Annotated in this window: 18 protein-coding genes and 1 pseudogene; 6 read left to right on the top strand and 13 right to left on the bottom strand. The window is 69.9% G+C overall.

Annotated elements, in window-relative coordinates:
• Positions 1-225 (top strand): NAD(P)-dependent oxidoreductase (locus tag ACIP98_RS40230; protein ID WP_401981489.1); only part of this gene is annotated, 225 nt, incomplete at its 5' end.
• Positions 226-582: 357 nt separating this feature from the next.
• Here the strand turns inward: ACIP98_RS40230 and ACIP98_RS40225 are convergent.
• Entirely contained in the window at positions 583-834 is a 252-nt protein-coding gene (locus ACIP98_RS40225; protein WP_401981486.1) for a hypothetical protein, read from the bottom strand.
• Positions 835-980: 146 nt separating this feature from the next.
• On the opposite strand from ACIP98_RS40225, the gene ACIP98_RS40220 reads away from it, so the two are divergent.
• The 3 genes and pseudogenes from ACIP98_RS40220 to ACIP98_RS40210 all read left to right on the top strand — a co-directional run.
• A complete protein-coding gene (locus tag ACIP98_RS40220) occupies positions 981-1,301 on the top strand; it encodes a hypothetical protein (RefSeq protein WP_401981484.1) in 321 nt (106 codons plus the stop codon).
• 82 nt (positions 1,302-1,383) lie between these two features.
• Positions 1,384-2,325 carry a hypothetical protein gene (locus ACIP98_RS40215; protein WP_401981483.1) on the top strand — a complete coding sequence of 314 codons (942 nt, stop codon included), beginning with the start codon at positions 1,384-1,386 and terminating at the stop codon, positions 2,323-2,325.
• A gap of 33 nt (positions 2,326-2,358) precedes the next feature.
• Positions 2,359-2,883, top strand: a pseudogene (locus ACIP98_RS40210) (transposase); the annotation flags it as partial.
• 13 nt (positions 2,884-2,896) lie between these two features.
• Here ACIP98_RS40210 and ACIP98_RS40205 read toward each other — a convergent pair.
• From ACIP98_RS40205 to ACIP98_RS40195, 3 genes are read right to left on the bottom strand one after another with little or no spacing between them, the layout of a single operon-like run.
• Positions 2,897-3,049: a transposase gene (locus ACIP98_RS40205; protein ID WP_401981481.1), complete on the bottom strand. Its 153-nt coding sequence runs from the start codon at positions 3,047-3,049 to the stop codon at positions 2,897-2,899.
• Positions 3,050-3,090: 41 nt separating this feature from the next.
• Positions 3,091-4,005: an NAD-dependent epimerase/dehydratase family protein gene (locus ACIP98_RS40200; RefSeq protein WP_401981494.1), complete on the bottom strand. Its 915-nt coding sequence runs from the start codon at positions 4,003-4,005 to the stop codon at positions 3,091-3,093.
• 39 nt (positions 4,006-4,044) lie between these two features.
• On the bottom strand, positions 4,045-5,082 hold the full coding sequence (locus ACIP98_RS40195; RefSeq protein WP_401981478.1) for a ScbA/BarX family gamma-butyrolactone biosynthesis protein: 1,038 nt from the start codon (positions 5,080-5,082) through the stop codon (positions 4,045-4,047).
• 373 nt (positions 5,083-5,455) lie between these two features.
• On the opposite strand from ACIP98_RS40195, the gene ACIP98_RS40190 reads away from it, so the two are divergent.
• Both ACIP98_RS40190 and ACIP98_RS40185 read left to right on the top strand, forming a co-directional pair.
• On the top strand, positions 5,456-6,232 hold the full coding sequence (locus ACIP98_RS40190) for a response regulator transcription factor (RefSeq protein WP_401981476.1): 777 nt from the start codon (positions 5,456-5,458) through the stop codon (positions 6,230-6,232).
• Between the two features lie 124 nt (positions 6,233-6,356).
• Complete coding sequence (locus ACIP98_RS40185; protein WP_401981474.1) at positions 6,357-6,983, top strand: ScbR family autoregulator-binding transcription factor; 627 nt, start codon at positions 6,357-6,359, stop codon at positions 6,981-6,983.
• Positions 6,984-7,037: 54 nt separating this feature from the next.
• Here ACIP98_RS40185 and ACIP98_RS40180 read toward each other — a convergent pair whose 3' ends face one another.
• The 9 genes from ACIP98_RS40180 to ACIP98_RS40140 form a co-directional block, all read right to left on the bottom strand.
• Entirely contained in the window at positions 7,038-7,607 is a 570-nt protein-coding gene (locus ACIP98_RS40180; RefSeq protein ID WP_401981472.1) for a TetR family transcriptional regulator, read from the bottom strand.
• Complete coding sequence (locus tag ACIP98_RS40175; protein WP_401981470.1) at positions 7,600-8,952, bottom strand: MFS transporter; 1,353 nt, start codon at positions 8,950-8,952, stop codon at positions 7,600-7,602. The genes ACIP98_RS40180 and ACIP98_RS40175 overlap by 8 nt, the downstream gene beginning before the upstream one ends.
• 56 nt (positions 8,953-9,008) lie before the next feature.
• Positions 9,009-9,995, bottom strand: a complete 987-nt coding sequence (locus ACIP98_RS40170; RefSeq protein ID WP_401981467.1) for a 3-oxoacyl-ACP synthase III family protein — start codon at positions 9,993-9,995, stop codon at positions 9,009-9,011.
• Between the two features lie 44 nt (positions 9,996-10,039).
• The gene (locus ACIP98_RS40165; protein WP_401981466.1) at positions 10,040-11,299 is read right to left on the bottom strand and encodes an ATP-grasp domain-containing protein; all 1,260 of its coding nucleotides are present in this window, start codon (positions 11,297-11,299) and stop codon (positions 10,040-10,042) included.
• On the bottom strand, positions 11,296-13,311 hold the full coding sequence (locus ACIP98_RS40160; protein WP_401981464.1) for an acetyl/propionyl/methylcrotonyl-CoA carboxylase subunit alpha: 2,016 nt from the start codon (positions 13,309-13,311) through the stop codon (positions 11,296-11,298). The genes ACIP98_RS40165 and ACIP98_RS40160 overlap by 4 nt, the downstream gene beginning before the upstream one ends.
• Positions 13,312-13,318: 7 nt before the next feature.
• Positions 13,319-14,869 (bottom strand): acyl-CoA carboxylase subunit beta, encoded by a 1,551-nt coding sequence (locus ACIP98_RS40155; RefSeq protein WP_401981492.1) that lies wholly within the window; start codon positions 14,867-14,869, stop codon positions 13,319-13,321.
• Positions 14,870-14,969: 100 nt separating this feature from the next.
• Positions 14,970-16,181, bottom strand: coding sequence for an aminotransferase class I/II-fold pyridoxal phosphate-dependent enzyme (locus ACIP98_RS40150; protein ID WP_401981463.1), 1,212 nt, complete (start codon positions 16,179-16,181; stop codon positions 14,970-14,972).
• 38 nt (positions 16,182-16,219) lie between these two features.
• Positions 16,220-17,107 carry a 3-hydroxybutyryl-CoA dehydrogenase gene (locus ACIP98_RS40145; protein ID WP_401981462.1) on the bottom strand — a complete coding sequence of 296 codons (888 nt, stop codon included), beginning with the start codon at positions 17,105-17,107 and terminating at the stop codon, positions 16,220-16,222.
• Between the two features lie 426 nt (positions 17,108-17,533).
• The coding region (locus tag ACIP98_RS40140; RefSeq protein WP_401981460.1) for a hypothetical protein at positions 17,534-18,132 on the bottom strand (599 nt) is incomplete at its 5' end.

The raw sequence follows: 18,132 nt of genomic DNA, 5'->3' as shown, positions 1-18,132 counted from the left end.
GGGCGCGGGCGGCTGCGCGCAGCGCTGGACGTGACCGCGCCCGAGCCGCTGCCCAGCGGTCACCCGCTGTGGCACCAGCCCGGCATCCTGATCACCCCGCACGTCGGGGCCTTCACCGACGCCTTCATCCCTGCGTCCCTCGCCTTCATCACGCAGCAGCTGCACCGCTACGCGCACGGCGAGACCTTGGTGAACGTCCTGCCCCTGATGGCCGCCGCACACTGATTCCCAATGGTGTTTCAAGCGGTGCGATGACCGGTGCGGTCGGCATGTTGCCGCTGATGCGTCCCGAGAAGCAGCCCTGCCAGGTGCGCACGGTGTCTAGGTGCGCTCCCGTTCCGCGGGCGATCGCTGCGTTGCCCAGCCCCCCGGGCAGCCTGCAGCACGATCTGCGCCCGCGGGCGGTCCTGGTGCGGGGTCCCGTGGCCGTAGGCCGCTTTCTGCAGCTGGTGCCGTTCAGTAGCGGTCAGGACGATCGGGCGCGCGGTGGCTACGGGCAAGGCAGGCAGGCCGTTCAGCAGAATCGGATCAGGGCCCCCGGATCCTCCCGCGTGTAGCCCGACTGTTGGCCACCCCGTTCCATCAGATAATGAACAAGCTATCCGGCCCGCCGATCCGGCGGATCGCCTCCAGGGGATACGGGGTCTGCCTTATCTTAAAACGGAACTCGCGGTAGTAGTCCGTCATCACTGCGGCGACCGGGGCGTGGCGGATGAGGATCGCCGCGACCTGCGGCGGAATTCCCGTCGGAGGTTCCCCTCGAGCGCAGGCGTGCACGAACGCGCTGCGCTCGTCCCGCTCGTACCCGTACAAGGCGGTGACGAGCCACTGCACCAGGTGGGTGACGGTGTAGCAGCGGTCATAGGTCTGGTGATCGGCGAAGCGGTCGGCCTCTTCCTTCGACAGGTCGAACCTGGAGGAGATCGCGAGGCCGTAGTCCGTGAAGAACAGACGTTGCCGTCGGTAAGGATGTTCTGGAAGTGGCCATCGACGTGCAGGAGCCCGAGAGCGTTCATGAAAGAGGTCCCGGCCTCAAGTTCTCTCGCCACCATGGTGCTTGCCTGCTCAGCCGTCTCATCGTCGGCTTTGACCTGAACGTCCGGCCACTCGTGCAGGTTCTGCGGGATGTACTCCAGGAACAGCGCGACGCTCGCCGACGAATCCCGCAGCGCATCGCGCACCTGCTGGACTTTATCGACGAGGAAATCAGACTTCGCCACCCGCATTCCCTCGCCCGTCAAGGAGAGCATCCGCGCTTACTCGGTTCCGCCAGCATGATGTCCGCGTACACCACTGTGTAGACCTCTCGAAGTACAGAGGCGAGAAGGTGCCGGGGCATTCTTCGGCAGGGCGATGTCAGTGCATGGCCGCATACTGACGCCCGTGCAGATCACGGAGGACGTACTCAAACGGGCCTGGCATCAGATAGCCGCAGGCTCTGACCTGCTCAATGACGCCATGTTCCCGCCGACCGGCACATCACCCGACCAGTACTCGCAGCGCGCAGGCGATCCCGGCGGTCTCTTTCTCGTTCTGGACGAAGACGGCACTGTGCACGGCCACCACGGCCCCTATGCGTCGGTTTTCACCACCCGGGACCTCGACCAGGTGCTGTACTTCGCCGCCGAGGAAGCCGTCGGTCGGCTCGTGGAGCGTACCCGCTCCTCCAGTCTGGGCCTGGCGACCAATCTCGTCACCGAGCAGGCGGAGATGCTGGACCGGATCGCCCCCGCGTGGGGAAGCAGGTTCCGCAGCGGCGGCGTCGACGGTATGCATGCGTCACAGCCGTGCGGACGTGACCCGTTGGAACGCCTCGCCTGGATCTCCGACTCCTGGCGCGACCAGGACCCCTACACCCACCTTGCCTTCTTCCGCGGCAAGGACGTCAGCGCCGAACAGATCGCCCTGCTCCACGGAGCCGACCCGGAACAGATCGCTACCGGGATGCGCCTGGCAGACTTGCGCGGCATGGAAGGCTCCAGCCGCGACTACGGGGACCTTGCCTGGGAGTCCTGCTGCCTCGGACAGGCAGGCGACTGGGCGTTTCTGATGTACCACGAGACGCCACCCGGCATCCGGGCCGACCATGCGACTCTTGCTCGGCCCGGAGTCACGGAGACCGTGGAGTTGAGCGCCACCATGGCGAAGGCCATCTACAGCTTTCACTACACACGCGACGGCCGCAGCATCGACGACGGCTGGGGGATGCTGGAACTGATCTGGTACAAGGAAGGCCGCGCGCCCTACTACCGGGGCGGCCAGCTCGACTTCCTGAACCAGGCCATACGCCGCGCCGAACTGGACCACCCAGAACTGGGGCGCTGACGCAGGTGGTCGCGGTAGGGATCGACGATGGTGCGGTCCGACAACCCAGCCGTCCCCGTCACCCACCTCCTCCACGAGATCAGGGAACTCGGCTACACCGGCAGCGCCAACCTGCTGGTCCGCTACCTCAACCAGGGCCGCGCCGAAGGCGACCGCCCCGTGACAACCCCGCGCCACCTCGCCCGGCTCCTGCTCACCCACCCCGAACGCCTACGAACCAAGGACACTGACCTGCTCGGCCTCCTCACCGCGGCCTGCCCCGAGATGACCCAGCTCACCACCCTCATCCGCGAATTCGCCGCCCTCCTGACGCCCGCCGGCGGCAACGACTCCAAGCTCACCGGGTGAATCGCCCAAGCCCGCAGTGCCGACCTGCCCCACCTGCACAGCTTCTGCAACGGCCTCGAACTCGACCGCGCCGCCGTCAATGCCGGACTGACCCTCCCTTGGAGCAACGGCCGCACCGAAGGCGTCAACACCCGAACCAAGAGGATCATGCGGCAGATGCACGGCCGAGCAGGATTCGACCTCCTCCGCCACCGCATCCTGCTGCAATAACGACCACCGACCGTCACCACCGACTACGGAACAGAGCCGTTGCCTGGACAGACCCGATTGCAGTATTAATCCCCAGGTCGGCGGCCGCCTGCCGAATCGTCGCGTCGGACCGCGACTGGTACAGCGCGACCGCGTCCGCCTTGAACTGCGGCGGATAGTTCTTCATGACCACGGGGTGTCCAGTTTCAGATCCTCAGCACCTCCGCCCTATCTCCTTGCCCACGCCCGCTCATACCACGGAGCCACCCGGGCGAAGCCCGTCGCGAAGTCCTCGCCCGGGGGCAGGCGCAGGTCCTGCCACAGGGGTTCAGCGTCGAAGAAGTGGTCGGTGAGGAGCATCGCGAGGGCCGGCGGCAGACCGTCCGCTGCCGCCGGCAAGGGACGCACCTGCTCGGCGCCGGCCACGCCGCCCGGCCAGTCCAGGCCCGCGCAGACTGCGACGGCGCGCATGAGTGTCCCCGCGGCCACCGGTGTGGGGTGCGCGGCGTGGTAGATGGAGGCTGTCAGGTTTCCTCTGGGTGCCAACGCTGCGCCCACCAGCAGCCGGGCCAGGTCGGAGACGGCGATCAGGGACAGGCGGGATGCCCAGGCGTCCGCCGTGGCGGGCACCGCGCGCATGATTCTCACCAGGCCGGGCGCCACCCACCTGTCCCCGGCGCCGTAGACCAGGTGGGGCCGGAGCACGATCCCGCCCGAGGCGAGGACCGCGTCCTCTGCGCGCGCCCGGCTCGCCGAGGTCGGCGAGCCGGGGTTCCGCGGGAGGTCCTGCGGGCGGGCGCCCCGGAAGGTTCCGCGGCCGTACACGGAGGCCGTGCTCAGATAGACCACGCGGGTCACGCCCGCTCGGCACGCCTCACGCACCAGCGCCTCGGTCCCGCGGGCGTTGACGGTCTCGTTGTCCTCGACGGAGTCCCCGATGTGGGAGGCACAGTGGATGAGGATGTCAGCTCCCGCGCAACTGCCGCGCAGGCTGTCGGGATCGGCAAGGTCCGCCTGGACCGCGATGTGTCCGGTCGACTCCGGAGGCGGCCGACGGCACATGAGCCTCAAGGCGACCCCGCGGGACGCCGCCTCCGTCACCGTGTGCGCCCCGATGAAGCCGGTGGCGCCGCTGATGAGCACGACTGGCACGCCGGCCCGCCTCCTTCCGACGTCGACGGTTCAGGCGGTGTGGGCCTGCAGGGCCAGGTCTGCGGTGAAGACCCTCTCGCCGCCCTGCACACCGCACACTCGCACCAGGGCCTGGCCCTGGTCGCGGCGCTCCACCGAGGTCACCTCGATCCAGCACGGCGCGTCGAGTTCCACGTAGCGCAGGAACCGGCTGTCCAGGGTCAGCAGGAGCAGGTCGGGTGCGCCCGCCGAGGCGCGCGCCGCCTGGCGGGCGGCCTCCAGCAGCACCATCCCGGGGACGTGGTCCACCGGGTGGTCGAAGAAGGTGGGGTGTGCGGTATCGACCCGCAACTCCCAGCGCAGGCAGCCCATCTCCTGCGGCTGGGCAAGGAGCACGTCCAGGTCGCACAGGCGGCCCACCGAGGCCCGCGCGGCGGCGGGCGGAAGGGGCCGGGTCGTCGTGGTCGGCCTTTCCCCCCGCAGCCTGCGGTGGACGACCGGTGTGAGGCACTGGAAGGCCGCGTGGGCCGTGCCCAGCTCCCTGCCCTCGCGCACGATGACGACGTCGTAACGCATCCCGGTCAGCTTCCCGCCGGGGCGGGTCTGAGGGCGGCAGACGGTGCGCAACTCGACCTCGGTGGGGGTGGCCTGTGCGGCCAGGAGGGCCGGCTCCGCGGCGAAGGCGATCTCATCCATCATGAAGTGGTGCCCGAACGGGACGCCGAATTCGGCGTGGGCGAGGAGGGCGCCGATCTGGCGGACGGACTCGACGATCATCATCGGGTCCTGCTGGCCCCGCACGCACGAGAACAGAGTGTGTGCGCGCGGCCACTGGGCTCTCACCGTGAAGCGCGGCGTGGCGGCGTCCCCCGCCGCCGGTCTCCAGCCGGTCAGGAGCACTTCCGAGACGGCACTGCGGTGGACGTACTCACGGGGGACGGTCGTGGTGAGCGTTCTGGCGTGGGCGAGGGAGGCGTGACGGGGGGCGGCGTGTCCGGACACGGCGTGGCCGGGAGCGGTGTGACGTGCGCCGTGCGGCGCGAGGACGTCGACGAGGTTCGCGTGGGGCGGGTCGGTGAGAGCAGACACAAGGGACTCCTGTCAGTCGCGATGAAGGCAGGGGAAGTCGCTTGATCTCAGCCACCCCCCGTGGGCCGATCCCGGCTGGCGACAACATACAGACAAGCCTGTACGTACGAACAGTAAAAGTTTCCCCATGCACGATTGAGGGGCTTCGCACGGTCTTGAGCGCGTCGGTAACGGTTCGCCCGACTCCCCTTCACCGGCTCTCAACTGCCCCTGGCGAGTACGCCAATCGATCGGTGACGTGCCGGCCGTCGTTTACGCGGAAGCGCGGCCGCTCATCGAGCCCGCATCCCGCTTCCACCAACAAACAGATAAGTCTGTATGTTAAGTTGCCCTCATGCGCCTCGCACCGATGGCGCCCCTCCGGGAGGACCAGATGACTCGGCACGCCGCAGATCTCCTCGTTCCCCTCCCGGGGCGCCGCTCGGGGGCCCGGGAGCCGTTCGCGCCGCCGACCGCCGCGGTCGGCCACCCCGTTCCGGCCGCCGAGGCACTGCGCGTACTCGTGGCCGAGAGTGAGCCCGCCGACGCCGACTCCCTGGCACGGGAGTTGACCCGGCAGGGCTTCGTCACCCGCAGTACGGGAACGGGGATCAGAACACTGCAAGTCTTCACGGAGGTCGACTTGGTCCTCCTCGACCTCGACCTGCCCGACATGGACGGGTTGCAGGTGTGCCGGGCCATCCGGTCGGTCAGTGACACGCCGGTCATCGCCACCTCGACGCGCGGGGCGGAACTGGACAGGGTGCTGGGCCTGCAGGCCGGTGCCGACGACTACCTCGTCAAGCCCTACGGAATGCGCGAGTTGCTGGCGCGGATGGACGCCCTGATGCGCCGGGTCCGCCGCCCGTCACCCGACGCCCGGACCGTCGTACGGGGGCCGCTGCGACTCGATCCGGGTTCCCGGGAGGTCACACTCGAGGGGCGACCGGTGGCGCTGACCCGCAAGGAGTTCGAACTGCTACACCTGCTGGTCTCCCATCCGGATCGCGTGGTGACCAGGCGTCACCTCATGTCGCAGGTCTGGGGCGACAGTACGTCGCGGCAGTTCCGCACCGTCGACACACACGTCAGCAGCCTGCGCGGCAAGCTCGGGTCGAGCGAGTGGATCATCACGGTCCGAGGGGTCGGCTTCCGCATAGGGCATCCCTGAGCATGCCGTCCGCGTCGCCGGCCCAGGCCGCGCCGACCACCCACGACCCCGTACGAAGGCCCACACCACCGGGCCGATACAGTGTAAACAAATCAGACTATTTACCCCGGAATGGGGGCACAGCATGGCCAAACAGGAGCGAGGGGCACGCTCGCGGCAGCAGATCCTGGAAGCGGCTGCCAGCGTCTTCGAGCAGCGAGGCTACGACGCCGCCAGCACCACGGAGATCCTCTCCCGCACCGACCTGACCCGTGGTTCGCTGTACCACCACTTCCCCTCCAAAGAGGCCATCGCCACTGCCCTCATGTCGGTGCACGAAGATGCCCTGGTGATGCCCGAGCATCCGGTGGCCGTCCAGGCCGTCATCGACCTCACCATCGGCTTCGCCGAACGCCTGCAGGAGGACCAGGTGTTGCGTGCTGCCGTGCGGTTGGCCACCGAGCACACGTCCTTGTCCCATGGACGGGCGGCCCCCTACGAACAGTCCCGGACGGCCGTGTACCAGCTGCTGCGTCGCGCCGAACGGCAGGGCGAGCTGCTGCCCGGAGTCGACCTCGAGGCCGCCGCGTGGACCATCGTGGGCTCCTTCACCGGCCTCCAGATCATGTCGCAGGTCTACAGCGGGCGTCGTGACCTGCTCCAAGGGGTAAGCGCCTTCTGGCAGTTCATACTGCCCGGTCTGGCCGTACCGGGGCTCCTGCTGAGGCTGCGCACCAACCCGGCGCCGTGCGAGCCGGACGCGGACAGCTGAGGCCGGGGCGCCGGCGGTGTGCCGCAACGGGCGTCCCGCCCGGCACACCGTCACTCACGTCGCCGGGCTACGGCCGGGCGCGGCCCGTGCCGCGGCGAACAGGGGTTTCAGCAGCTGCCACTGGGACTCGAACGCCATCGCGTCGAACCTGACCGTGGTGACCCCCGCCGTCACCAGCTCCGCCACCTCGACCAGCGGTGCCGACGCCGGTTCGTCCTCGCCGTGCTGGCCGAGCATGTAGGTACGGACGAGTGCCAGCACCTCGTCGCGCAGGGCCGGTGGCCCCGTGGTGCCGTCCGCGGCCAGTTGCATGCCGGCACGGACCACCTCGTCGTCGGTCATCTCCCGCCCGAGCTCGGCGAGGAAGCATCCCAGGCCCTCGGAGGCGGGACCGACCAGCCGTGCCCGCGCCATCGCGAGCACCCTGCACCGCGCCTGGCGGTACACCGTCGCGATCAGCTCGGTGGTGGACGGGAAGTGGTGGTACAGGGCGCCTCTGCTCACTCCGGCCCGGTTGACGATGGTCACCAGACCGGCGTCGGCGGGGCGCCCTTGGGCGATCACTTGCGCCGTGGCGCGCACCAGCAAGTCCCGCGTCCGCTCCGACCGGCCCGCATCACGCATGTCCCGTCCCCTCGACACATTCGCGGGGCGCACCGGAGAGTTCGGCGGCCGCGTACGGCACGGTGGCCTCGACCGGGTCGGCAGCCCGCGCGGAGGGAGCCGCGCCGTGCTCGTCTGCGGGGGCCGCCTGCTCCCCGTCCACCTGAAGGAGGGGGGCCGCCGCGCTGCGCTGGGCCCAGCGGGTGACGGGCGGGACGGCGAGGCCGGTGAGAGCGAAGCCGGCCCCGACGATCCACCAGCCCAGCTTGCCCTGCCCGATGCACAGGGCGATCAGGACGGACGGCCCGAGGGTGGTCCCGAGGCCGAGGCCCATGCCGAACAGGCCCTGGTACTGGCCCACGGACTCTTTGGGAGCCAGGGCGAAGGAGAGCTCGAAGCCTCCTGCCGCCTGCCAGATCTCCCCCACGGTGTGTGCGGTGACCGCCGCCAGCAGGACCACCACGACGGCCCAGGACGGCAGCCCTGGCAGCAACGACATCGCGCCGCAGGCCACGAGGAAGGCGAGGCCGGCCCGCCGGAAAGCCGCGGCCCCCGCCGGGACGGAGTCGATCCCCTTGCTGCCGCGGACCTGGAACAACACGACCAGGGCCGTGTTGAGCAGCATGACGGCGGACACCGCCCACGGCGGCGCCGAGGTGCGGCCGAGCAGCCACAGCGGCAACGCGACGGAGAGCACGCGGTACTGCACGGCCATCAGCCCGTCCAGGATCGTGATCGCCACGTACGGCCTGTCCCGCAGGGCCACCCATCGTGGCCCCGGCCGGCTGCGCAACGGCGCCAGGCTCGGCAGCATGGTCGCCGTCAGCGCGCCAACCGCGTAGGAGACCGCGCTCGCGCCGATGATCAGTACGTACGCCGTCCGCGTGTCCCGCTCGATCGCCCAGGCCGCCACCACCGACCCCCCTGCAATACCCAGGTTGGTCACCGCCCGCAGGTAGCTGCGGAACTCAGCCGGGCGGTCGCCTCCGTACTTCTGCACCAGCGGGGCCCGCGCCGCGGGTCCCGCGGCCTGAGCCACCGCGTTGAGCGTCGCGAAGACCACAAACGCCCAAAGGTCGCGGGTCAGGCACAAGCCGACCATGGACAGGCAGCCCACGGCCAGCGTCACCGGGTACACCATTCGCGCGCCGACGCGGTCGGCGAGGTGTCCGATGGGAACGCCCAGTGCGAGGGAGACGGCCCCAGCGACGCTCATGCCGAGGCCGACCTGCGCGGCGGGCAGATGAAGACCGCGCGTCAGGTACAGCACGCCGGCCGTCAGATAGATGCCGTAGCCCAACATAGTGGTCGTCGTCGCGGCGGCGAGCAGCCGCTGCGGTCTGCCGTCCGGGAGCAGCGCGGTCATGAGGTGTGTCCGTTTCCTTCGGTGAGGGTGGGTAGGAAAGGCGTGGCCGGCACCGGTCAGCGCTCGAGCAGCGCGAGTGCGCTGTTCATGCCGCCGCCGAAGGCGGCCAGGAGGACGGTGTCGCCCTCTGCGAGACGTCCCGCGCGTTCGGCTTCGTCCAGGGCGATGGGCACGGAGGCCGCCCCGGTGTTGGCGACCCGGTCCACGTTGATGTGGGCGGTCATCCGCGGCAGGGCCAGTTCGTCGCACAGCTCGGCGAGCATGACGCCGTTGGCCTGGTGCGGCACCATGTGCCGCACCTCGTCGCAGGGGACGTCGTGCTCGACGAGGAGTTGGTCGACCAGCTTGGGAACGTGAGCCGAGACGAACTCGCGCACGGCGCGGCCCTTCATGCGGAAGTGGTGCCCGCCCTCCCGGACGGTGCGTTCCGAGGCGGGCAGCCGGGCCCCGCCGGCGGCGACGCCGATCAGGTCGTGGTCCCTGCCGTAGCCGCGCAGTTGGCTGGCGTACAGACCACGGCCGCGCGGGACGGGCCCGAGGACGACCGCGCCCGCCCCGTCCCCGAACAGGATGGCCGTGCCCCGATCGGACGGGTCCAGGATGCGCGAGTAGACGTCGGCGCCGATCACCAGGGCCAGGCCGCCGCGGCGTTGCGCGGCCAGCTGACCGTGTGCCATGGCCAGGGCGTAGACGAAACCGCTGCAGACGGCGTTGACGTCGACGGCTGCTGCCAGGTCCGCGCCCAGGAGGTTCTGCACCAGGCTCGCGGTGGCCGGCTGGGGATGGTCGGGGGTGGAGGTGGCGACGACGATGAGGGAGACCTCGCAGGCGTCCACGTCCGCGGCGGCCAGGGCCTGTGCTGCCGCGGCGGCCGCCAGGTCCGAGGTGGCCTCGTGCGCGGCGGCCCGGTGCCGTGAACGGATTCCGGTCTTGCGCTCGATCCAGGCGGCGTCGACTCCGGCGGGGCCCGCCACCTCCTCGTTGGACACGATCCGGGAGGGCAGGTAGGAGCCGGTGCCGAGCACGCCTATGGCGTCAGTCATCAGAGGTCCTTCGGGAAAGGTGGGAGCGGCCGGGCCGGGTGAGGTCAGCAGGGCGTGCCGTCCTCCTCCACGGTGAAGACGACCGAGTCGATCAGCTCCCGCGCCGTGGCTTCGGCCTCCCGGGCGCTGTCGGCGCCGACGACGACCAGCCCCACGCGGTCAGTGGACCGGCGCACGGTGGGAATGCGGTCGCCGACGGCGGCGGTCAGCTCGCAGTAGAGCACCGCCTGATGGCGGCGCACCTCCTCCCAGCCCTGGACGCGGACCAGCCGGCCGGGCGGCGGGGTGAAGTACCGCACGGCCGCGCCCCGCGAGGGAGCCGGCTCGGGGTGCGGGCGCTCCACGCCGAGCATGTCGTCGTAGATCAGCCCGTGGATGTCGAGTCCGGGGATGGCGTGGGCCAGCATGCGGTGGATCCAGTCGCCGCCCCAGCGGCCGTGCACCTCGCCGAGTACCACCTCGTCGGGGGTGAGCCACACTTCCACGTGGAACGCGCCGACCCGCATGCCCAGGGTCGCCAGCGCCGCGGTGACGCAGTCCCGTACGCGCGTGTCCTCCTTGGGGTGGAGCGGCGCGGGAAGGGTGTGCCCCAGCTCGACGAAGTAGGGCGGGGCCGTCTTGTCCTTCGCGGTGACGGCCAGGATCTGGGGCCGCCCCTGTCGGAACACGCCCTCCACACTGAACTCCGGTCCGGGCACGAACTCCTCGATCAGGAAGCGGTCGCGCTCCGGGAGGGCGGCCATCGCCGCGGGCAGGTCCTCGCGGTGTTCGACGAGGCTGACGCCCGTACTGCCCATGGCGTCACGGGGCTTGACCACCCACGGGCCCGGGATCTGCGTCATGAACTCCTCCGCCTGCTCGGCACGTTCGCACAGCCGTACCCGGGGCTGCCGGAACCCGGCCTCGGCCAGCGCCTGGCGGCACAGGTCCTTGGTGCGGACGCGACGCACGGCGTCGGGGGCGTTGCCGGGGACGCCCAGGGCCGCGGCGGTCTCCGCGACGGCTACCTGGGCCATCTCCTGGAGCGCGTAGACGGCTTTGAACGGCTGCTCCGGCGTGGACTGGTGTAGCGCCCAGCGGGCGAGCGTCTCCGGATCGGTGCACTCGACGGCGGAGACGGCGTCGGCTGCTTCGGTGACCGCAGGAGTGGCCGCCAGGGCCGCGGCCGGGGCGACGACGTGGGTCCGGATACCCCGCGCCCGGGCCTGCCGCAAGGCATCGAGCACGTTGTCGACGCTGACGGTTACGGGGCGGGCGCCGCCCACCAGCACGAGGGTGGGGGCGGCGGTCTGCTCAGCGGTCATGTCCGGTCCGTTTCGTTGTGTGGGACGGAGGCGCCGGCCGCATCCTCGGCTCCGGCGGGGGTTTCCTCGGGCAGCAGCTCGGCGAGGACTTGTCCCGCGCTCACCTGGTCGCCCTCGGCGCAGCCGAGCGAGACGATCCGGCCGGGCACGGGGGCGGGGAGCCGGTGCTCCATCTTCATGGCTTCGATCACCAGGACGGTGTCGCCGGCTTCGACCCGGTCGCCCTGGGCACGCGGGAGGGCGACCACGACGCCGGGGAGCGTGGCGCGGACCTGATGGTCCAAGGGCCCACCGCTCCGGCCCTCGCGTACATGGTCGGTGAAAGCGAACCGCTCACCGCCGACGCACAGTTCGTGTCTGTCCCCGTCACGCAGGCCCGACCAGGTGGTGTCGGCCACCCGTCCCGTCCATCTCCCCTGCTCGGGGACGGCCGTGACGAGGTGCCGGCGGCCGTCGACCTGGACGGTCACGGCGGTGCCGCTGCGCGCGAGCACGGTCGCACGGCGCGGCACACCGGCGTGCTGTGTGGTGACGCGTCCCAGCGGGGCGTCGGGGTCCAGCGCCGTCCGGTCCACCGGGCCCAGGCCGCCGAGCCAGGGCGAGCCGCCGCCACGGGCGGGAACGGCGGCCATCGCGGCCACGCACGCAAGCGCGCGGTCGAGGTGAGTGTCCCGTTCGGCCAGGACGAGGCCGTCCACGAGATGGGTGTCGGTGTGCCCGGTGAGCACCTTCGGCTCGTCGAGAAGCCGGGTGAGGAACCCGATGTTGGTGGTCAGACCGAGCACGCTGGTGGCCTTGAGCCCCGCCGACAGCATGCGCAGTGCGGTGGCACGGTCGGGGGCGTGGGCGACGAGCTTGGCCACCATCGGGTCGTAGTGCTCGGAGGCGGTGCCGGCGGTGTCGAAGGCGGCCTCGACCCGGAGTGTCGCCGGCCAGTGGACGAGCAGCGCGTGTCCGGGCGAAGGCTGGAAACCGGCGGCGGGGTCCTCCGCATAGACGCGGCACTCGACTGCATGGCCGGAGCAGGTGATGGCGTCCTGCGCCAGCGGCAGCGGTTCACCCGCGGCAACGCGCAGCTGCCACTCCACCAGGTCGAGGCCGGTGACCTCCTCGGTGACCGGGTGCTCGACCTGCAGCCGTGTGTTGACCTCCAGGAAGAAGAACTCGCCGTTCTCGCCCACGATGAACTCGAAGGTGCCTGCGTTGACGTAGTCCAGGGCGCTCGCCCCTCGCACGGCGGCCTCCTGCATGGCCTGGCGTGCCCGGGGGTCAAGGCCGGTGGCCGGCGCCTCCTCGACAATCTTTTGGTGCCGGCGCTGCAGTGAGCAGTCGCGCTCGTACAGGTGCACGACGTTCCCGTGGGTGTCGCCGAAGACCTGCACCTCGATGTGGCGGGGAGCGGGCACGTACCGCTCCACCAGGACACGCCCGTCGCCGAAGGCGGCGCGGCCCAGGCGGACGGCCTCGGCAGCGGCTTCGGGGAGGTCGGCCTCACGGTGGACGACGCGCATGCCCTTGCCGCCACCGCCGGCCGTCGGCTTGAGGATGACCGGATAGCCGACCTCGCGGGCGTCGGCCACGAGGGTGCCGAGGGACTCGGTGGCCTTGGCGGACCCGGGAAGCACCGGGACGCCGGCCGCGGCCATGAGGGCGCGGGCCGTGGCCTTGTCGCCCATCGACCGGATGGTCTGCGGCGCCGGGCCGATGAACACCAGCCCCGCCTCCCGTGCCCGCTCGGCGAACACGGCGTTCTCCGAAAGGAAGCCGTAGCCGGGGTGGACGGCGTCGCAGCCCTCGCGCACGGCGGCGTCGACCAGCTTGTCGATGTCGAGGTAGCTCTCGACAGCTGAGGCGCCGCCGAGGTGGACGGTCGCGAAGGCCCCGGCGAGGTGGTCCGCGCGGGCGTCGGCCGTCGAATACACGCAGACGTACTCGATGTCAAGACGGGCGCAGGTACGGGCGATCCGCCGGGCGATCTCCCCGCGATTGGCGATCAGAACGCGCTTCAGCATCGGCCTCTCACATCCTGAAGACGCCGAAACGCGTCTCCTGCTGGGGTGCGGCCGCAGCCATGGCCAGGCTCAGCGTCATCCACTCCCGCGTGTCCACCGGGTCGATCACCGCGTCCACCCACAGCCGGGCCGCGAAATACACCGGTCGCGACTGCTCCTCGTACGCCTCGATGATGGGGCGCGCGATGGACTCGGCCTCCGCCGACGACAAGGTCTCGCCCTGCTTGGCGAGCTGTTCGGCGCGCAGCATGGTCATCACCTTCGCCGTCTGCTCCGCTCCGACGACGGTGGAGCGGGCGCTGGGCCACATGGCCATCAGGCGGGGCCCCATGGAGCGGCCGCACATGGCGAAATTGCCGGCCCCGTAGCTGCCGCCGATGACGATGCTGAACTTGGGGACCCGGGCGGTGGAAACGACGTTGACGAGCTTGGCACCGTGCTTGGCGATGCCCTCCGCCTCATACTGGGAGCCGACCATGAAGCCGTTGATATTGTGCAGGAACAGCAGGGGGATCTGCTGCTGCACGCACAGCTCGACGAAGTTCGCGGCCTTCAGCGCGCTGTCCGGGAAGAGGACACCGTCGTTGATCAGGACACCCACCGGGTAGCCGCCGATACGCCCGGTGCCGCAGACCATGGTGGTGCCGTACCTCTCGCGGTACTCCACGAGTTCGCTGCCGTCCAGGAGCCGCGCCAGGACCTCGCGGGCGGGGATCGGTTCGCGTAGCTGTGCGCTGACGATGCCGGGCAGCTCCGCCGGGTCGAACAGTGGCTCCCGGGGGGGCACCGGCGGTTCGCTGACGAGCGGCGCGGGACGTCGCGAGACGATGTCCCGGACCAGCGAGAGGGCGTGCTCGTCGTCCTCGGCAAGGTGGTCGGCCACGCCCGAGACCCGCGTGTGCAGGTCGGCGCCGCCGAGGGTCTCGGCGTCGACCACCTCGCCGGTGGCTGCCTGCACCAGTTGCGGACCGCCCAGGAAGACGGTGCCGGTCCCCCGCACGATCACCGTCTCGTCGCACATGGTCGGCACGTACGCGCCACCGGCCGTGCACGACCCCATGACCGCCGCGATCTGGACGAGCCCCGAGGCGGACATCTCCGCGATGTTACGGAAGATCCTGCCCAGGTGGCGCTCCCCGGGGAAGAGGTTCTCCTGCAGCGGCAGGAAGACCCCGCCGGAGTCGACCAGGTAGACCGACGGCAGCCCGTTCTCCCGGGCGATCTCCTGTGCCCTCAGTTGCTTCTCCACGCCGAGCGGGAAGTACGTCCCGCCTTTGACGGTGGCGTCGTTGGCGTGCACCATCACGAGGCGGCCGCAGACCACGCCGATGCCCGTGACGAGGGCGGCCGAGGGAACCGGGACGTCGTACACGCCGTGGGCCGCTATCTGCCCGATCTCCAGGAACGCCGTCCCCGGGTCGAGGAGCAAGGAGATCCTCTCGCGTGCGGTCAGCTTGCCCCGCTCCGCGTGGCGGCGGTGCGCGCGGGCGTCACCGCCGGCGACGGCAGCGGTCCGGGCCTGCTCGACGGCCTCGCGGCTGAGGGTGAAGTCCTCCATGTTCCTGGCGTAGGCCGCCGATCGGGTGTCGATGGTGGTCGTGAGTAGGGTCACACCAGCTCCTCGCAGCGCGGTCCGTGGTCTGTGCGGCCTACGACGGTCATCGAAGCTGGTCCCACTGCTGGTTCAGCACCTCGCAGAACTCCTCGACGTCGGACTTGCGCATGTTGGCGCGCAGCATCAGGCGCAGTCCCGCCTTCCCTCGTCCGATGACGGGGAAAAAGATGGGCGAGGTGTAGTAGCCGTGCTCCAGAAGGCCCTTGGCGAGCCTGACGGTGAGTTCTTCGTCACCGAGGTTGACATGGCGGATCGGCAGTCCGTCACCGCGCTGCTCGGTCTCCACCTGCGAGTCGAAGAGGTCGATGACGTCCTGCAGGCGCTGCTGGAGGGTGGCCAGTTCGGCGGTCCGGTGCAGTTCGGCCGAGGCCAGCGTCGCTCCGAGGCCGGCGGTGTTGATGCGCTGGGACCACATGATCGGGCCGCCGTTGCGTATCGCGAGGGTGCGTCGACGTGACGACCCGCGGGGGCCCAGCAGGACCGCGCCACCGGAGGAGCCGAACCCCTTGTTGAGCGAAGTGATGATCAGGGTGCGGTCGTTGATCACGCCCATCTCGGTGAGCACGACTCCGCGGCCACGTTCGCCGACGGTGGAGATGCCGTGCGCCTCGTCGAAGAAGAGGAACAGGCCGTACGTCTCCTGCAGGCGCAGCAGGTCCCGCACCGGCGCCTGGCCACCGGTGCTGTAGACGCCGTCCGCTACGTAGGCGACCTGCTTGTGCTTCTTGCACAGGTCCTCCAGAGCCGCCACGTCGTTGTGGCGGATCGTGGTCACTTCGGCCTCGTCGGCCACGCTCGGCTTCATGGCATTGAGGCAGAAGTGCGCGTTTCGGTCGAACACCATGAGCGGCGGTTCACCGTCGGTGAAGAGACCCGAGGCGAGCAGCGGCAGCGTGGCCCAGGCCGCGGCGGCGCAGGACGCGACGGTGACGACCTCGGCGTCCCAGAGCTCGCACAGCGCGTCCTCGGCGTTGCGCAGCGACTCGAACCGCACCCGCATCCGGGACGTCGAGGTGTTCAGGGCCCCCTCGGCCAGGACCGCGTCGGCCGCCGCCTGGACGAGCGCGGGGTGGGTGTCCAGGCCCAGGTAGGAGTAGGAGGACATGTTGAGGAACTCACGCCCGGTGTCCACCGAGCGGTGCACCCCGTCACCGAGCCCCTTCACGACGATGTCGAACAGGCCGGCCTCCTCGGTGATGTCCCAAAAGACGTCGCTTGTCGCCGCGGACTTCTTGACGTTCAGGTACGAGTGCACGGTGATCCTTACGGGAGGGGTACGGAAGGGTGGACTCTTCAGGCGTACTGGTAGAAGCCGCGTCCGGACTTGCGGCCATGCCATCCGATCTCCACGAGCCGGGAGAGGGGGGCCGGACTGGCGTACTGGGGCTGCTTGAACTCGCGGTGCAAGGCGTCGGCGATGGCCGCGACCACGTCGAGACCGATGAGGTCGGCGAGTCGCAGCGGGCCCATGGGATGCCCGCAGCCGAGTTCCATGGCCTGATCCACCTGCTCCGCCGTGGCCGTTCCCTGCTCGACCAGGCGCACCGCGTCGAGCAGGTAGGGGATGAGCAGGGCGTTGACGACGAAGCCGCTGCGGTCGGCCGTACGCACGCTGGTCTTACCGAGGACCTCTTCGGCGAACCGCTCGACCGTGTGGCAGTGCCTGCCGTCGGTGAGCAGTGTCGGCACGATCTCGATCAGACGCATCGAGCTCACCGGGTTGAAGAAGTGGGTACCGACGACACGTTCGGGGTGCGCCGTACCGCTGGCCAGCCTCGTGATCGACAAAGCCGAGGTGGTCGTACCGAGTATCGCGTCGGAAGGCAGGACCTTGTCGAGGGATGCGAACACCTCGCGTTTCGCGAGTTCGTCCTCGACCACCGCCTCGAAAACCACCTCGCGGTCGGCGAAACTGCCGAGGTTCATGGTCACCGATATGCGTCCGAGGGCCGCGTCGCTCTCGTCCTCGGTCATCCGGCCCTTCGCGACCTGCCGGTCGAATGACGCCTTGATGCGGCGCGGAGCTTCGACGAGGGAGGACTCACGAGACACCGCGAGACGCACGTCCAGGCCGCGCCGAGCGCAGAGTTCGGCGATACCGCCCCCCATCGTGCCCGAGCCGACGACCCCCACCCGGGTGAGCGGGCGGCTGTGAGGAGATGCGGCGGAAAGTTCCGACATACAAAAGACTCCTGTTCACGCCCGTTCCCGGGCTCCTGGTGGTGGACACCCGCCTCAGCCGACGCCGTGGGCACCCAGACGGTGCCCCGGCGGGAGGACGGCGCCGGGCACCCGTCCTCGTCCCGCGCCACGCACAACCGTCACCGCCGCGGGAAAGTGAGAGGAATTCCGCGTCGAATCACCGACCTCGTCACCCCAGCAAGCCGACGGAATCCTTCGCGCGAAACACACAGGCTCACCCTCCCCCCACTGCGGTGAATCCTGGCCTCCCCGATCCACCGGACCCGAAAAAATGCGCCCACGCGACCGCCGCGTCTTACCTATTCATCATCCTGGTCCCGTCGATGGCCACTCAAGGGCTCCCGCCGCAAGATTCGCGATGCTTCCGAAGACAAACGTCCGGAATTTCAAGAACCGTCAAATCCACTACAGAGAAACGTCAGACCGCCCCGCCGACAGCAAGGAGATCCAGCCGACGGCTCCGGCCCGGAATCGGTGGCGACGAACGGTGACAGGAGTGGTCGGCATGGCATGGCAGACGTCAACTAGCCTGCCGGCCCGGGCTTTCGGAGGCGCTGTGGCCCATACTGCCCGCGCAATATAGGCCTCGACACCCACTCCAACGACCTTCTGGAGAACGCCAAGCTCGCCGTTCTCTACGTTCGACTCCGGTGCGACCTCACCAGCGCCCGTAGCACCGTCGCAACTGCTGATACCTCTGAAGCTCGCGTTCCACACGCTCCTCAACGTCGGGGTCAGCGGCGTACCGGAACGGAACGCAAGGAAGCTCTGCTTGATGGCATCCGCGTACTCATCCGCCAGGAACCGTGCAACATCAGCGTTGTTCCGAACGCCGGCCTGAAACTCGGCGATCAGAAGGAGCAGAAGGGCGGCCATCGTGGCAGAGATGATGGCCGCAAAGTCGTTCGACGCGGCCCGGGCATCCGCGAGCGCGAACGTGCTGTCGATCGCGACGCGGACCGTGCCCGCCTCGAGCAGGCGTGCCAGTTCGGCAAGCTGCGCGC

This window comes from Streptomyces sp. NPDC088354 (assembly GCF_044753585.1).
Lineage (GTDB): Bacteria > Actinomycetota > Actinomycetes > Streptomycetales > Streptomycetaceae > Actinacidiphila.
Note: the sequence above shows the minus strand (reverse complement) of the source record. Positions and strands in the feature narration are given on the sequence as shown.

Bases quoted from the DNA above. Each gene is read 5' to 3' on its own strand.
- ACIP98_RS40205 (WP_401981481.1), bottom strand. From the start codon at position 3,049: ATGAAGAACTATCCGCCGCAGTTCAAGGCGGACGCGGTCGCGCTGTAC.
- ACIP98_RS40190 (WP_401981476.1), top strand. From the start codon at position 5,456: ATGACTCGGCACGCCGCAGATCTCCTCGTTCCCCTCCCGGGGCGCCGC.
- ACIP98_RS40185 (WP_401981474.1), top strand. From the start codon at position 6,357: ATGGCCAAACAGGAGCGAGGGGCACGCTCGCGGCAGCAGATCCTGGAA.
- ACIP98_RS40180 (WP_401981472.1), bottom strand. From the start codon at position 7,607: ATGCGTGATGCGGGCCGGTCGGAGCGGACGCGGGACTTGCTGGTGCGC.
- ACIP98_RS40175 (WP_401981470.1), bottom strand. From the start codon at position 8,952: ATGACCGCGCTGCTCCCGGACGGCAGACCGCAGCGGCTGCTCGCCGCC.
- ACIP98_RS40170 (WP_401981467.1), bottom strand. From the start codon at position 9,995: ATGACTGACGCCATAGGCGTGCTCGGCACCGGCTCCTACCTGCCCTCC.
- ACIP98_RS40165 (WP_401981466.1), bottom strand. From the start codon at position 11,299: ATGACCGCTGAGCAGACCGCCGCCCCCACCCTCGTGCTGGTGGGCGGC.
- ACIP98_RS40160 (WP_401981464.1), bottom strand. From the start codon at position 13,311: ATGCTGAAGCGCGTTCTGATCGCCAATCGCGGGGAGATCGCCCGGCGG.
- ACIP98_RS40155 (WP_401981492.1), bottom strand. From the start codon at position 14,869: ATGGAGGACTTCACCCTCAGCCGCGAGGCCGTCGAGCAGGCCCGGACC.
- ACIP98_RS40145 (WP_401981462.1), bottom strand. From the start codon at position 17,107: ATGTCGGAACTTTCCGCCGCATCTCCTCACAGCCGCCCGCTCACCCGG.